The organism is Streptococcus mitis (assembly GCF_002096925.1).
GTDB classification, from domain to species: domain Bacteria; phylum Bacillota; class Bacilli; order Lactobacillales; family Streptococcaceae; genus Streptococcus; species Streptococcus mitis_AF.
In genome coordinates this window covers 39,211-54,591 of sequence record NZ_NCVN01000085.1, presented here as the reverse complement: position 1 = coordinate 54,591, position 15,381 = coordinate 39,211, and the positions used below count along the sequence as shown (strand labels likewise).

Genomic DNA, 15,381 nt, shown 5'->3' with positions numbered 1-15,381 from the left:
CCTCTTTTTGAGAATCATATTTATGTACATTATAAACCTTTTTTTGAGTGAAATCAAGAGATATGTTATATTATATATACTTTGTTATTAATATGTTGTATTTCAAGGCTATAAAAAACTTCAAGAAAGTAACGCATGTTTTACTAGCTTTCTTTTTTTCTTTCTTTTCATCACTTTCATTTTCTATAGTAAATTATAGTTTCGAATCCAATTCAGATATCTTAACTCTTCATAAAAACTCTAGTTTAAACAAAAAAACAGGAGATTTCTCTCCTGTTCAGATTCAATTACTTAAAATTAAACCCACTCACCGTTATGATTTACAGTATAACCGTCCACTATAGTATTAACAGCTAGCTCACCTGAAGAGTAAGAATAATACCACTTACCAGATACTTGGTACCAGCCCGTTTTCATTGCCCCTGAACTATCTAAATAATACCACAGACCATTTTCCTTTAACCAGCCTGTCTGCATTTCACCAGATGATTTCAAATAATACCAACTAGATCCGTCTTTCAGCCAACCCGTTGATTTAGACCCATTTGATTTGAAATGATACCAACTACCATTTATTTTCTTCCAACCGACAGTTGAACTGTTATTGGATCCATAGTTAGAGCTATTTCCTGATTGATTCTGATAATTCTGTGAAGAGGTTACTCCCTCTAGCTGGATATAACGACGACTTCCGTTATAAGCCGTATAACTCAACCACTTGTACCCATCTTTTTCGAGAATTTGATCATAATGAACATTCTCCCCAGGATAATAGTAATCAATCGCAGTTGCGCTAGCTAGAGGCTGATTTTTGATAGCAGCCTTAGTCTTAAAATAATGTGTTCCTCCTGTTGAAACTGAGGATTGACTATTCCCAACACTGCCACCAGCTAAATCTTTAAAATGAATAAAACCAGTCATAGTATTCGCCTTCACGACGCGCTTATTGTAAGATTCCCTTATTCCATAATTGTATTCTTCAATCTCAATCTCATCTCCTATTACATTTGACACCCAAGCAACATGACCATAAGTCCCTGCAGTAGACCAAGCAATGGATCCAATAGCTGGTGTATTGTCTACACGATATCCTTCACGACGAGCACGATAGCCCCATTCATTCGCATTTCCATAAGCTCCCGGAATCTCAAAACCATTGACATTACTCAAACGAAAGGCTGCAAAAGAAGTACACTGACGAGAATACATCCGCCACTTATCAATCTCCTGGCTCCCATTTTTATAATAAGCAGGATAATCATCCCCACGCGCAATCGATCCATTTCCTCCGGAATAGGCATATACACTATTACCCGCTGCTAACATCAATCCTACTACTAAAAAGGGAACAACCTTTTTAGCTGATTTTCTGAAAGAAAATCTTGTCTCTGCTACTTTAAATGGTGAAATTTTCATTCTTCCTCCTTGAAAAATAATATAAATCGAAGATTACCTTCACTTAAACTATTCGGAGAAAAAAAGAAAAAGTGAGAAAATTTCTCACTTTAGTCAAGATAATGAATCAAATTCTTTTCTGTAAGGATATCTGAGTAAGTAAAGGATTCAACGTAAACATTAGCTTGTTTATCTCCTTCAACGTTTCCAAATTCAACGATAAATAGGGATGGATAAACCTCAATTAGCTTACCCAATCTATTTTTTTGGCGCTTACGACCATTCTCCAAAGTCATTTCTACGACTTGACCCTCATGTGCCTTGATTTCTTCTTTGATTTTTTTCATCTTGGCTACATCTGTAAATGCATCTGACATCTTATGCCTCCCTCTTTGAGATACTTGAAAATTTATTGTATTCTTTTTGGAAAATTAATTCCACCGTTCCACGAGCTCCACTACGGTTTTTCTCGATAATAACTTCTACCTTATTATTCGGCATTCCTTCCTCTTCTTCACCACCACGCTCATAGTAATCGTCGCGATAAAGAAAGGCTACAATATCAGCGTCCTGCTCAATAGACCCAGATTCACGAATATCAGACAAGACCGGTCTCTTATCCTGACGTTGTTCTACACCACGAGAAAGCTGACTTAGAGCGATTACTGGAACCTTCAGTTCCTTAGCTAAAATTTTCAACTGACGTGAAATTTCTGAAACCTCTTGTTGACGATTTTCCCGACCAGTTCCCGTGATAAGCTGCAAATAGTCTATTAAAATCAAGCCAAGATTTCCAGTTTCTTGAGCCAGTTTACGAGAACGAGAACGAATCTCTGTAATCCGAATCCCTGGCGTATCATCGATATAGATACTTGCATTAGCTAGATTTCCTTGAGCAATGGTATATTTTTGCCACTCCTCATCAGTCAATTGACCCGTACGGATAGAATGCGATTCTACCAAACCTTCTGCCGCTAACATACGGTCCACTAGACTTTCCGCACCCATTTCCAGTGAAAAAATAGCAACTGTTTTGTCCAACTTAGTCCCAATATTCTGAGCAATATTCAAGGCAAAGGCTGTCTTACCAACAGCTGGACGGGCTGCTAGGATAATCAACTCCTCCTCATGAAGTCCAGTCGTCATATGATCCAAGTCACGATAGCCTGTCGCAATACCTGTAATATCGGTCGTTTGTTGCGAGCGAGCTTCCAGATTTCCGAAGTTGATATTCAACACATCTCGAATGTTCTTAAATCCACTTCGATTTGCATTTTCGCTGACATCAATCAGGCCTTTTTCTGCCTGAGCAATGATTTCATCAGCTGGTTGCGAAGCCTCGTAAGCTTGATTGACAGACTCTGTCAACTTGGAGATTAATCGACGTAGCATGGCCTTCTCTGCAACAATCTTAGCATAATACTCCGCATTAGCAGAAGTTGGCACAGAATTGACAATCTCAACCAAGTAAGACAGGCCACCAATATTCTGTAAATCACCTTGATTATCAAGAATGGTACGAACCGTTGTTGCATCTATAGCATCGCCACGATCGGATAAGTCGACCATAGCTTGGAAAATCAAACGATGGGCATACTTAAAAAAGTCCCTAGACTCAATATATTCTCGCACAAAAACAAGCTTACTCTCGTCAATAAAGATAGCCCCTAAAACGGATTGCTCAGCTAAGATATCTTGAGGTTGTACTCGTAACTCTTCTACTTCTGCCATCAGACTTCCCTTCCTTTTACAATCTTGTCAAGAAAGTGTAAATTTACCCTTCTTTCACACGAAGATTGATTACACTTGTAATATCTTGATAGATTTTCACTGGTACATCAATCAAACCAACTGCTCGAATCGGAGCTTGTACTTGGATATGACGTTTATCAATCTTAATTCCAAATTGCTTTTGCAATTCTTCTGCAATCTTCTTATTCGTAATTGAACCAAAAGTACGGCCATCTGGACCAACTTTTTCAACAAATTCTACAATAGTTTCCTCTGCTTCTAGTTGAGCTTTAATTGCTTTTGCTTCTGCAATCATCTCAGCATGAGCTTTTTCTTCAGATTTTTGTTTACCACGAAGTTCACCTACAGCTTGAGCAGTCGCTTCTTTGGCTAGACTCTTTTTGATAAGAAAGTTTTGCGCATACCCTGTTGGTACTTCCTTAATTTCGCCTTTTTTACCTTTTCCTTTGACATCTGCTAAAAAGATTACTTTCATTCTTCTTTCTCCTTTTCCTTTATTTCATTTAATACAATTTCTGTCAGTTTTTCACCTGCTTCTGACAAGGTTGAATCCTTAATTTGAGCTGCTGCCAAATTAAAGTGGCCTCCACCTCCCAGCTCTTCCATAATCCGTTGTACATTCAGCTTACTACGACTGCGAGCTGAGATAGAGATAAATCCTTGTGTATTCTTCGCAAGAACAAAACTCGCTTCAATACCTGACATAGCTAACATGGCATCTGCTGCCTTACTAATAACAACTGTATCATAACATTTCGAGTCCTTAGCCTCCGCTATTAGTACATCTGAACCTAATTTACGCCCCTGTAAAATCAGTTCATTGACCTCACGATATTCTTCAAAATCTGTTGCAGCAATCTCTTGGATAGCAATACTATCACTTCCTCTCGTTCTGAGATAGCTAGCAACATCAAATGTCCGACTAGTCACTCGTGAGGTGAAATTTTTAGTATCCAACATCATACCAGCCATTAAAACACTTGCTTGCATACGACTCAAACGATTTTTCTTAGAATTCTGGAACTGAATCAATTCCGTTACCAACTCACTGGCACTACTTGCACCACTTTCGATATAAGTAATAACCGCATTGTCTGGAAAATCCTGATCCCGTCTGTGGTGGTCAATAACAATGGTTTGAGTAAATAAATCATAAAAATCTTTTGATAGAGTTAAAGCTGTCTTTGAATGGTCTACAAGAATCAACAAAGAACGATTGGTCACCATCCCCATTGCATCCTTAACAGACAACAACTTCGTAACTCCTTCTTTTTCTAAGAATGCAACAGCTCGTTCAATATCTGGTGACATTTGATCTTCATCATAAAGAGCATAACTATTTTCTGTTACATTACTAGCAAATAACTGCATACCTACAGCAGAACCCAAAGCATCCATATCAAGATTTTTGTGACCAACTACAAAAACCTGATCTACACTTCTAATTTTATCTGAAATAGCTGTCATCATAGCGCGCGTACGTGTCCTTGTACGCTTGATTGAGGCAGCAGATCCACCACCAAAATAAACTGGATTTTTCGTTTCGTCATTCTCCTTGACAACCACTTGGTCGCCACCACGTACTTCAGCCAAGTTCAAGTTGAGCAATGCAACTTTCCCTATCTCATCATGATTTCCATCACCATAAGAAAATCCCATACTTAAGGTCAAGGGCAACTGTCTCTGTTTCGCCTCTTCTCTGAAAGAATCAATAACAGAAAATTTATCGTTCATCAATCCCTCAAGTACCGTGTAGTCCGTAAATAGATAAAAGCGATCCATACTTACTCGACGGGAGAACATGGCATGTTTACCAGCAAATTCTGAAACAAAATTGGCTACAAAACTATTGATATGACTGATATCAGACTCCGATGTTTCATCTTCTAAGTCATCATAGTTGTCAACGGAAACGACCCCAATCACAGGTCGACTCGTTACTAACTCAACAGTCGCTTCGTATTCTCCAGACACATCAAAGAAGTAAAGAACTCCAGACACCTTGTCCATATGAACCGAATAGCGGGTCTCACCCAAGGTAGCATAAGAACCTGGATTTCCTACCGATGCCTTGATAATTGTTTGAATTAATGCAACATCAATCTCGCCCACTTCATTAGTCAAAATCAATTCAGCATAAGGATTAAACCATTCAACTTCACCTGACGACAAGTCTAATTTAATAACTCCGACAGGCATCTGTTCTAACAAGGTTGTCAAACTTTCTTCAGCTTGGTGGTTTACATACTGGATTTGTTCTACTTCACTCTTTGAGTAGTAGTCTCTCTGATGGATGAATAATAAACTATATGAACCCAAAATAAGTAGCAAAAGAAATAGCGTTACCAGTGTATTCGTTACAAAAACAAGTTGCACAGATAGCACTCCGAACGCCACTATTCCTAATATTAAGGGGAAAATAGGACTTACATAAAATTTTTTCATTCCAAACCTCTTGGCACCCATTATACCATAATAACCACCAAAAAGCGACTTTTTAAAGGTGTAATCAGTAATTCTATCAATTATAAGAAAAAGGAGGTTTACAATTCAGTAAACCTTCCTTTATACATATTGAAATTAAGATTCTTTAACTTCTAACAAACCAATTTCGCCATCCTCACGACGATAAATCACATTGGTTGTCTGATCTTCAACATCCACATAGATAAAAAAATCATGTCCCAACAAATCCATCTGTAGAATAGCTTCTTCCAAATCCATTGGTTTTAAATCAATTTGTTTTGAACGAACCACTCTAGATTGGACAACATTTGTATCTTCCACCAAAGCATCTGTAAATAATTGACTAGTTGCTACCTTGTTTTTATTTTTACGCTCGATTTTTGTTTTATTTTTACGAATCTGACGTTCAATTTTATCGGTTACAAGGTCAATTGAACCATACATATCTTGAGACACATCTTCTGCACGAAGAGTAATTGAGCCAAGCGGAATCGTCACCTCCACTTTAGCAGTTTTTTCACGATACACCTTCAAGTTAACTCGAGCATCCAACTCTTGTTCAGCTTGAAAATACTTTTCGATCTTTTCGAGTTTAGAAACTACATAATCACGAATTGCTTCTGTTACTTCTAGGTTTTCACCACGGATACTATATTTAATCATATGAGTACCTTCTTTCTAAACATTTTTGTTTTTCTGATTTCATTATAACGCTTTCATTTTGTTTTTGCAAATTTTTTCCTCATCTTACAAGGGAAAAAGTTTTTACATCCTCAGCACCAGCTTCTTCCAGCAGTTTCTTCACACGATTTATAGTTGTTCCAGTAGTATAAATATCATCTATAAGTAGGATTTTCTTAGGAATAGTGACTCCACTTTTAATAAAGAACGGAAGTTCTGTTGCCAAGCGTTCTGAGCGACTTTTAGAAGAGCTAGCTCTCTCTTCTCTTTTCTCTAATAAATCCAGATGCTTGAAACCTGCTGCTTCAACTAAACCTTCAACCTGATTAAATCCTCTGTCAAGCAATCTTTCAGGACTTAGGGGAATTACAACAAATTGATACTCTTTGTACTTTTTTAACTCCTCACTTAAAAATGAAGCGAACACTTTTCTTAAAAGGAAGTCTCCATCAAACTTATACCGACTGAAAAAATCCTTCATAGCTTGATTGTAAGTAAAAATCCCTCTATGACTGACCTCAATTCCTTCTTTACACCAAAATTGACAATCTTGACACTTTGTTGACAAACCTGTTTTCATACAGTTTGGACAGTGCTCTTCTCCAATTTTCTCAAAAGTAGAATCACAATCTAAACAAAGACAGGAAACATCATTCCTCAGAAGTAAGAGACTACTAAAAGTTAAAACAGCCTTCATAGTCTGCCCACACAATAAGCACTTCATAGCCCCGCCTCCTTGTTCATCTGCTGAATTTCCTTAATTGCCTTCTTAATTGAAGCATTTAACCCGTCATGAAAGAAAAGCAAATCTCCTGTCGGTCTATCCATGATTCGTCCAACTCGTCCACCAATCTGAATCAAACTAGACTTGGTAAACAGACGATGATTGGCCTCTACTACAAAAACGTCCACAAAAGGGAAGGTAACTCCACGCTCCAAGATCGTCGTACTGATAAGTATTGTCAATTCTCCATCTCGAAAAGCTTGTACTTGCTCTAATCGATCTTCTGTTACGGAAGACACAAAACCAATTTTCTCATTTGGAAATTGCTCCTGTAAGATTTCTTTTAGTTGCTCTCCTTTCTTAATTTCTGATGCAAAAATAAGTAACGGATAAGCTGTCTTTCTCTGCTTCTCAATATAAGACTTTAGCTTTGGCGATAAACACTTCTTCTCTAAATAGCGATTAAAATCCGACAACCAAACAGGTTTAGGAATAATCAACGGATTTCCATGAAATCGTCTTGGCAAACTCAATCGTTTTAATTCTCCGATGCGAACCTTCCTATCTAACTCATCTGTAGAAGTTGCTGTTAAAAAGATTCTCAGCCCATTTTCCTTTACACTATTCTTGACAGCATGGTAAAGCGTTGGATTGTCAACATATGGAAAGGCATCTACTTCATCCACTATCAGCAAATCAAAAGCTTGATAAAATTTCAATAACTGATGGGTCGTCGCAACAACTAATGGCGTTCGGAAGTACGGTTCTGATTCTCCGTGTAGCAAGGATATCTTACAAGCAAAATCATATTGCAGGCGCTTATACAATTCCAAGCATACATCTATTCGAGGGCTGGCCAAACACACTGCACCACCCGCATTAATCACCTTAGCCACAACTTGATAAATCATTTCTGTCTTTCCAGCCCCTGTCACCGCATGAACTAAAGTTGGCTCTTGCTTGTCTACTGCTTGAATCAGTCCCTCTGACACCTTCTCTTGAAAAGGAGTTAATTGACCACGCCATTTAAGAACATCTTGCTTCGGAAAATCCTCCTGTGGGAAATAGTATAAAGATTGATCACTCCTAACTCGCTTCATAATTAAGCACTCCCGACAATAGTAAGCACCGACGGGCAAATACCATTCCTCTAGAATAATACTATTACAACGTTGACAGAAAAGTTTCCCCTTCTCCTTTCTCATTGCTGGAAGTTTCTCCGCCAACTGACGTTCCTCTTTAGTTAATTCATTCTCAGTAAACAAACGACCGAGATAATTTGGATTTACTTTCATACTTCTTTATTCGTAAAAACCTAGCGCTTTAGATGATTTTTTAGTACAATTAAATCATGGAATTTAGAACAATTAAAGAAGACGGTCAAGTCCAAGAAGAAATCAAAAAATCCCGCTTTATCTGTCATGCTAAGCGTGTTTATAGCGAAGAAGATGCTCGTGAATTCATCACCACCATCAAAAAAGAACACTACAAAGCGACGCATAACTGCTCTGCCTTCATTATTGGGGAACGTAGTGAAATCAAACGTACAAGTGATGATGGTGAGCCCAGTGGTACTGCTGGCGTTCCCATGCTTGGGGTACTAGAAAATCACAATCTTACTAATGTCTGTGTGGTCGTGACACGTTACTTTGGTGGTATTAAATTAGGCGCTGGAGGACTGATTCGTGCTTACGCTGGCAGTGTTGCCTTAGCTGTCAAAGAAATTGGCATTGTTGAAATAAAGGAACAAGCTGGAATTTCTATTCAAATGTCTTACGCTCAGTATCAAGAGTACAGTAACTTCCTTAAAGAACATAATCTCATGGAGCTAGATACCAATTTTACAGATCAAGTCGATACGGTGATTTATGTTGATAAAGAAGAAAAAGAAAATATTAAAGCTGCACTTGTAGAGTTTTTTAATGGAAAGGTCACTTTAACTGATCAAGGTTTACGAGAAGTTGAAGTTCCTGTAAACTTAGTGTAAATAAAGGAGAAAAATATGGCATTTGGAAAATTCATTCAAGGACTCGCTGGTAATTTTAGCGAGCAAAACAAAGAAACTCTTATCAAAGAATATGGAAAATATTTACTAGAAAATGAAGAAATTCAAAGTGGATATAAACTGATTCGTGACTCAATTATATTTACAAATATCCGTATTATCTTTACAGATAAACAAGGCGCTACTGGTCGTAAGATGTCTATTAAATCAATCTTTTTGATGAACATTGTTAACGTTGAAATGGAAACTGCTGGAGCAGGTATAGATGATAGTGAAATTACTATTACTTATTTAGAAAATGTCTTTCTAAAAGCACATAATGAGCATTTTAGTGCTCATAAATTTGAATTCCCTAAGAAAACGGATATCATTCCACTTTACACCTATTTATTAGAATTAGCTTATCACAATCGCTTAAAAATTAATAGCTTAGACCTATGATATAAAAAAATCCTATCGCTTCGATAGGATTTCTATATTTTACAAATGGTATAGATAGCGTTATACTAGAAATATCTTATACAAAGAGGTATTCATATGTCTATTTATAACAACATTACTGAACTAATCGGTCAAACTCCGATTGTTAAACTCAACAATATTGTGCCAGAAGGTGCTGCGGACGTCTATGTAAAGCTTGAAGCATTTAATCCTGGTTCTTCTGTAAAAGATCGTATTGCTCTTAGCATGATTGAAAAAGCTGAACAAGACGGTATTCTGAAACCGGGTGCTACCATTGTTGAAGCAACAAGTGGAAACACTGGTATTGGACTTTCATGGGTAGGTGCTGCTAAAGGGTATAAAGTCGTCATCGTTATGCCTGAAACTATGAGTGTGGAACGACGTAAGATTATCCAAGCCTATGGTGCTGAACTCGTCCTCACTCCTGGTAGCGAAGGAATGAAAGGTGCTATTGCCAAGGCCCAAGAAATCGCTGCTGAACGTGATGGTTTCCTTCCTCTTCAGTTTGACAATCCAGCTAATCCAGAAGTACACGAAAGAACAACAGGAGCTGAGATACTAGCTGCTTTCGGTAAAGATGGATTAGATGCCTTTGTTGCTGGAGTTGGTACCGGTGGAACAATTTCTGGTGTTTCCCATGCACTCAAATCAGCAAATTCTAACATTCAAGTTTTTGCAGTAGAAGCAGACGAATCTGCTATTCTATCTGGTGAAAAACCTGGACCACACAAAATTCAAGGTATCTCAGCTGGATTTATTCCTGATACACTGGATACTAAAGCCTATGATGGTATCGTTCGTGTAACATCAGACGATGCTCTCGCACTTGGACGTGAAATTGGTGGAAAAGAAGGCTTCCTTGTTGGTATTTCTTCAGCTGCAGCTATCTATGGAGCCATTGAAGTTGCCAAAAAATTAGGTACAGGTAAGAAAGTTCTTGCTCTAGCACCAGATAACGGCGAACGTTATTTGTCTACAGCACTATATGAATTTGAAGTGTAGTCTCCTAAATACACTTAGCCCTTATTATAGGGCTTTTTATTTATACCTTAAAAATAGGAACATCTCCCTATATGCATCGACTGCATAGAAAAAAGGAAGCAAATTTGCTTCCTTTTAATTATTAATTATTCAAGGCTGCTGCCATTGTAGCTGCAACTTCAGCTTCGAAGTCGTTTGCAGCTTTTTCGATACCTTCACCAACTTCAAAGCGAGCGAACTCAACTACTGAAGCGTTAACTGATTCAAGGTATGCTTCAACTGTCTTGCTGTCATCCATGATGTAAACTTGTGCAAGAAGTGTGTAAGCTTGGTCAACTTTAGTGTTGTCAAGCATGAAGCGATCCATTTTACCTGGGATAATTTTATCCCAGATTTTTTCTGGTTTGCCTTCTGCAGCCAATTCAGCTTTGATATCAGCTTCAGCTTGCGCAATTACTTCATCAGTCAATTGAGCTTTTGACCCATACTTCAAGTGTGGAAGAGCTGGTTTGTTAACCATTGCACGGCTTTCGTTGTCTTGGTCGATAACGTGGTTCAATTGTGCCAACTCATCTTTAACGAATTGCTCATCCAATTCTTTATAAGAAAGAACTGTTGGTTTCATCGCTGCGATGTGCATTGACAATTGTTTAGCAAGTGCTTCGTCTCCACCTTCAACAACTGAAATAACACCGATACGTCCACCGTTATGTTGGTATGCTCCAAAGTGTTGTGCATCTGTTTTTTCAATCAATGCAAAACGACGGAATGAGATTTTTTCTCCGATAGTTGCTGTTGCAGATACGTATGCAGCTTCAAGAGTTTCACCTGAAGGCATTGTCAAAGCAAGAGCTTCTTCATTGTTAGCAGGTTTTCCTTCAGCAATAACTTTAGCTGTAGTATTTACCAATTCAACGAATTGAGCATTTTTAGCAACGAAGTCAGTTTCAGCGTTTACTTCGATAACTGCTGCAACATTACCGTTAACGTAAACACCAGTCAAACCTTCTGCAGCAACACGGTCAGCTTTCTTAGCTGCCTTAGCCATACCTTTTTCACGAAGCAATTCAATCGCTTTTTCGATGTCACCGTCTGTTTCTACAAGCGCTTTTTTAGCGTCCATAACTCCGGCACCAGATTTTTCACGCAACTCTTTTACAAGTTTAGCTGTAATTTCTGCCATTTTGATTCTCCTATATTTTTTAAAAATAGGAGAGCCGGGCTAAGCCCCGCCCTCCTAGGTAATTACTATTTATATGAATTAAGCGTTGTCGCCTTCTACAACTTCAACGATTTCTTCGATTGAATCTGCTTGAGCTTCAGAAGCTGCAAATTCTGCTTCAACTGCTGCTGCATCTTCACCTTGACGTCCTTCGATGATAGCATCAGCCAACTTAGCTGTGATCAATTTAACAGCGCGGATAGCGTCATCGTTAGCTGGGATGATTACATCGATATCATCTGAATCAGTGTTTGTGTCAACCATCGCTACAACTGGGATTCCCAATTTTTTAGCTTCTTTAACAGCAATTTGCTCTTTATGTGGGTCAACTACGTACATAACATCTGGGATACGAGGCATATCTTCGATACCACCCAAGAATTTTTCAAGACGTGCACGTTGTTTATTAAGAAGTGCAACTTCTTTCTTAGGAAGAACTTCGAAAGTTCCATCTTCTTCCATACGTTTGATTTCTTTCAAACGAGCGATACGTTTTTGGATTGTTCCCCAGTTTGTAAGAGTTCCACCCAACCAACGGTGGTTGATGAAGTATTGACCTGAACGTACTGCTTCTTCAGCAACTGCATCAGCTGCTTGTTTCTTAGTACCAACGAACAATACAACTGCATCGTTAGCTGCTGCATCACGCATGAAGTCGTATGCTTGGTCAGCGTATTTTACAGTTTGTTGCAAGTCGATAACGTGGATTCCGTTACGCTCAGTGAAGATGTACTTAGCCATCTTAGGGTTCCAGCGACGAGTTTGGTGACCAAAGTGTACACCAGCCTCAAGAAGTTGTTTCATTGAAATTACTGCCATGAGTATTTCTCCTTTTTGTTTTTTTCCTCTTCTTGACTTCAACTCGCAAAACGACCCAAAGGCAACTGTTTCACAATTCATCAAGAATGAGTATTATCGTTCACACGACAAGTTTCATTTTACCATACTTTTTCAATATTTTCAAGCTGTTTTAGTAGATTTTTAAAGTAAGTTAACTATATAAATCATAAAAGAGACTCGAATAGAGCCTCTTCGTTTCATTCATTAGTTTGGATAGATATATGTTACAAAACCTTCTGAAGTTGTAGTAGGATTGAACCATCCACGTTTATTTCCGATTGTACGATTTCCACCATAGTTTGATTCAGATACTTGGATACTTGTTGATGATGAAACAGCTGTAACTACTGCTACGTGTCCATATCCACCGTCATTCCAACATGCAATCGCGCCAACTTGAGGTGTAGATCCTGTACGGAATCCTGCTGCAGCTGCACTTGTAGCCCACTGTGCTCCATTACCCCAGTAGTCTCCAGCCCAAGGGGCCAAGGTTTTAGCTCCCCATGTACACTCACCAGTTGGATAACTTGAAGCATTTGTACTGTATGTTGGACGATGTTTTACTGATGCAGGTGCGTAACTTGAAGATGATTCAGATGAGCTAGATACTGCTTGAACTTCTGCTGTAAAAGTTGTATTTCCAGAAGCAACGACTGTTTGTTGTTGACTTGCTTGTTTAGCTTTATAAGCAGCTTCTGCTTCTGCAGCTGCTTTAGCTTCCGCTTCCGCTGCTGCTTTTTTCTCAAGTAAACTTGCTTTTTCATCCTCTGCAGTAGCCTTTTCAGCAGCAAGATTCAATTCGGCAGCTTTCAACTCTGCTTGTTTTGTAGTTAATGTTTGAGCATCATCAGCTAGTTTTTGCTGATTTGCAATAACTGTATTGATAGCATCATTATTTGCTACTTGTTTTTCAGAAATAGCTTTTTTATCTGCTTTTTGTTGTTCCAACATCTTGTTGTTTGCAGATACGATCTCACTCATTGCAGCAACACGTGAGATAGCTTCTGTAATTGATTTTGAATTTACAATTGTATTGATGTAGTTAGTTGCAGCTCCATTTGTTTGAGCGCTACGAGCTTGTTTTTGCAATGAATCATTACGAGATACAATATTCTTAGAAAGTTCTGTAATTTCACCCTCAAGCTTTTTAGATTCTGCTTGTAGTCTATCATTTTCAGATTGCAAGTTTGATTGCTCTGTTTGAATAGCAGATACTTGCTCCTGAATTTGATCAACTTGTTTTTGAGCTTCTTGTTGTTGTGCTGTTAAGTTACTAATTTTATTATCTTGAGCAGCAATTTTGTCATCAGTAGTTTCTGCATGCGCAGTTGTTAAAACAGCTACTTGAGAAACCATTACTGTACTTAGTAAAAGTGACGCTAAGATTTTTTTCTTCATATTGCGTAGATACTCCTTCTTTTAAAGACATTACTAGTATACCAAAAAAAGGCCTAATGAATATTACGCCTTTGTTACATTTTTATTTCTTTCTTATAGGTAAAATTTTTCAAAAATAAACTGAAAAATAATCATCCATATAAGGTTCAAAATCATTGATGGAACTAAACTATAGACTATGAATAAAGACATACTATCCACAGTTAAACCTACCACTATTGCAAGTATATAAGCTCCCATCTCAAATAGAAAAGTCATGACAATAATTGCCAACATTCTCGTCCAACGATTCAATAAAATAACACTATTAAATTTATGGAGAAATACTCCCAACAAGACGAACAACAAAGTCGCAATCCCTATCAAGTGGAAAAAGTAAATGTCATAAACCAAACCCACTACAAAACAATATGCTAAATAGAGATACTCTGATACCTCAATCGTCTCAAATAAGAGAAACAAAAATAGAAAATGACTAGCCAACTGCACGTGGGGAAAAAATGAGCCCAGAAGCTGACTAATATGGGCATCAATTAGAACAAAGAAAGGAAGCAATAAAAATACTCCAACCCGCTTCAACTGTCTCATTATGAATTCCCCACTAATTCTATCACACTCACATTATGAGTATCTGCACTTAATTTAACTGTTACTTCTCTTGTCAAATAGTCTGTACTATGCGTTGTAGCAACCACTTTACCAACAGGAATATCAGCAACGTTAAAGTTTCCTAATCCACCAGTGGTCACCTTATCTCCCGCACTAATATCGCTATTACTATTTAATTGGCTAATTTTGAGAACTTCATTTTCCTTGTCATAGCCAACAATAATCCCATAAATTGTTGTAGAACCATGTTGAATTTTAACAGAAATCTTATCAGCATTTTCCGTATTTGTCAGAAGGTTGACCATAGTAGAGTTGTCCTCCACTTTTGAAACACTCCCAATCAAACCACCATTTGCAATGACTAACATGTTCTCAGAAGCCCCTTTTGATTTGCCCGCATCTAGAGTCAATTCCTGTTTCCAAGATACCGGAGAACGCATAATAACATCTGCTGCTAAAGTTTTTGTGGCTTGCAATTTAGACTTCATATCAAGCAATTGGCGCAGTTGCTCATTTTCTGTCTTTAAACTTTCCGCCTCATTCGATTTAACTTCTAACTGGTAAATCTGTTTCTTCAAACTTTCATTTTCATTATATGTTCGTGTCAAATGTGCCAAATCTGATTTAACAGAATCAAACCACTGAAAAGGTTTTTGCACAACCCTATCAACCAATGAGATTTCATCTCCCAATTTTGTCACAATTGCGCTTGAATAAGTCGTCGCTAAGAAAGCTGACACAAGCAGAACAGTGACAAAAACAATAATGACATATTTTGATTTTTTAAAACGGTTCATATTCCTACCTTTATATCAAAAACTGTTACAGTAACTTTTTTATTAATTC

At 37.9% G+C, this 15,381-nt stretch carries 16 protein-coding genes; 3 read left to right on the top strand and 13 right to left on the bottom strand.

Annotated features, from left to right (window positions below; all coding sequences use genetic code 11):
• Positions 1-297 precede the first annotated feature (297 nt).
• The 8 genes from cbpD to B7692_RS09765 all read right to left on the bottom strand — a co-directional run bounded on the left by cbpD (position 298) and on the right by B7692_RS09765 (position 8,313).
• Complete coding sequence (cbpD, locus tag B7692_RS09800; protein ID WP_084930575.1) at positions 298-1,416, bottom strand: choline binding-anchored murein hydrolase CbpD; 1,119 nt, start codon at positions 1,414-1,416, stop codon at positions 298-300.
• An 89-nt stretch (positions 1,417-1,505) separates the two neighbouring features.
• The gene (locus tag B7692_RS09795; protein ID WP_001278169.1) at positions 1,506-1,772 is read right to left on the bottom strand and encodes a Veg family protein; all 267 of its coding nucleotides are present in this window, start codon (positions 1,770-1,772) and stop codon (positions 1,506-1,508) included.
• Position 1,773: 1 nt separating this feature from the next.
• Positions 1,774-3,126 (bottom strand): replicative DNA helicase, encoded by a 1,353-nt coding sequence (gene dnaB, locus B7692_RS09790; protein WP_060627337.1) that lies wholly within the window; start codon positions 3,124-3,126, stop codon positions 1,774-1,776.
• A 43-nt stretch (positions 3,127-3,169) separates the two neighbouring features.
• Entirely contained in the window at positions 3,170-3,622 is a 453-nt protein-coding gene (gene rplI / locus B7692_RS09785) for a 50S ribosomal protein L9 (RefSeq protein WP_060627336.1), read from the bottom strand.
• The gene (locus B7692_RS09780) at positions 3,619-5,592 is read right to left on the bottom strand and encodes a DHH family phosphoesterase (protein WP_084930574.1); all 1,974 of its coding nucleotides are present in this window, start codon (positions 5,590-5,592) and stop codon (positions 3,619-3,621) included. Before B7692_RS09780 ends, rplI begins: the two co-directional genes overlap by 4 nt.
• Before the next feature lie 135 nt (positions 5,593-5,727).
• Positions 5,728-6,276: a ribosome hibernation-promoting factor, HPF/YfiA family gene (hpf, locus tag B7692_RS09775; RefSeq protein ID WP_004255322.1), complete on the bottom strand. Its 549-nt coding sequence runs from the start codon at positions 6,274-6,276 to the stop codon at positions 5,728-5,730.
• A 79-nt stretch (positions 6,277-6,355) separates the two neighbouring features.
• Positions 6,356-7,018 (bottom strand): ComF family protein, encoded by a 663-nt coding sequence (locus B7692_RS09770; RefSeq protein ID WP_084930573.1) that lies wholly within the window; start codon positions 7,016-7,018, stop codon positions 6,356-6,358.
• Positions 7,015-8,313, bottom strand: coding sequence for an ATP-dependent helicase ComFA (locus B7692_RS09765; RefSeq protein ID WP_084930572.1), 1,299 nt, complete (start codon positions 8,311-8,313; stop codon positions 7,015-7,017). Before B7692_RS09765 ends, B7692_RS09770 begins: the two co-directional genes overlap by 4 nt.
• A gap of 56 nt (positions 8,314-8,369) precedes the next feature.
• On the opposite strand from B7692_RS09765, the gene B7692_RS09760 reads away from it, so the two are divergent.
• From B7692_RS09760 to cysK, 3 genes are all read left to right on the top strand, one after another.
• The gene (locus B7692_RS09760) at positions 8,370-9,005 is read left to right on the top strand and encodes a YigZ family protein (protein WP_084930571.1); all 636 of its coding nucleotides are present in this window, start codon (positions 8,370-8,372) and stop codon (positions 9,003-9,005) included.
• 15 nt (positions 9,006-9,020) lie between these two features.
• Complete coding sequence (locus B7692_RS09755) at positions 9,021-9,464, top strand: PH domain-containing protein (protein ID WP_084930570.1); 444 nt, start codon at positions 9,021-9,023, stop codon at positions 9,462-9,464.
• Between the two features lie 96 nt (positions 9,465-9,560).
• On the top strand, positions 9,561-10,487 hold the full coding sequence (gene cysK, locus B7692_RS09750) for a cysteine synthase A (RefSeq protein WP_084930569.1): 927 nt from the start codon (positions 9,561-9,563) through the stop codon (positions 10,485-10,487).
• 121 nt (positions 10,488-10,608) lie between these two features.
• Here the strand turns inward: cysK and tsf are convergent, their stop codons facing one another.
• The 5 genes from tsf to mreC all read right to left on the bottom strand — a co-directional run bounded on the left by tsf (position 10,609) and on the right by mreC (position 15,332).
• Complete coding sequence (gene tsf / locus B7692_RS09745; protein WP_033682512.1) at positions 10,609-11,649, bottom strand: translation elongation factor Ts; 1,041 nt, start codon at positions 11,647-11,649, stop codon at positions 10,609-10,611.
• A gap of 78 nt (positions 11,650-11,727) precedes the next feature.
• The gene (rpsB, locus tag B7692_RS09740) at positions 11,728-12,507 is read right to left on the bottom strand and encodes a 30S ribosomal protein S2 (RefSeq protein ID WP_084930568.1); all 780 of its coding nucleotides are present in this window, start codon (positions 12,505-12,507) and stop codon (positions 11,728-11,730) included.
• 225 nt (positions 12,508-12,732) lie between these two features.
• Positions 12,733-13,926 (bottom strand): peptidoglycan hydrolase PcsB, encoded by a 1,194-nt coding sequence (gene pcsB / locus B7692_RS09735; RefSeq protein ID WP_084930567.1) that lies wholly within the window; start codon positions 13,924-13,926, stop codon positions 12,733-12,735.
• A 93-nt stretch (positions 13,927-14,019) separates the two neighbouring features.
• The gene (mreD, locus tag B7692_RS09730; protein ID WP_084930566.1) at positions 14,020-14,514 is read right to left on the bottom strand and encodes a rod shape-determining protein MreD; all 495 of its coding nucleotides are present in this window, start codon (positions 14,512-14,514) and stop codon (positions 14,020-14,022) included.
• On the bottom strand, positions 14,514-15,332 hold the full coding sequence (mreC, locus tag B7692_RS09725) for a rod shape-determining protein MreC (RefSeq protein WP_084930565.1): 819 nt from the start codon (positions 15,330-15,332) through the stop codon (positions 14,514-14,516). Before mreC ends, mreD begins: the two co-directional genes overlap by 1 nt.
• Positions 15,333-15,381 lie beyond the last annotated feature (49 nt).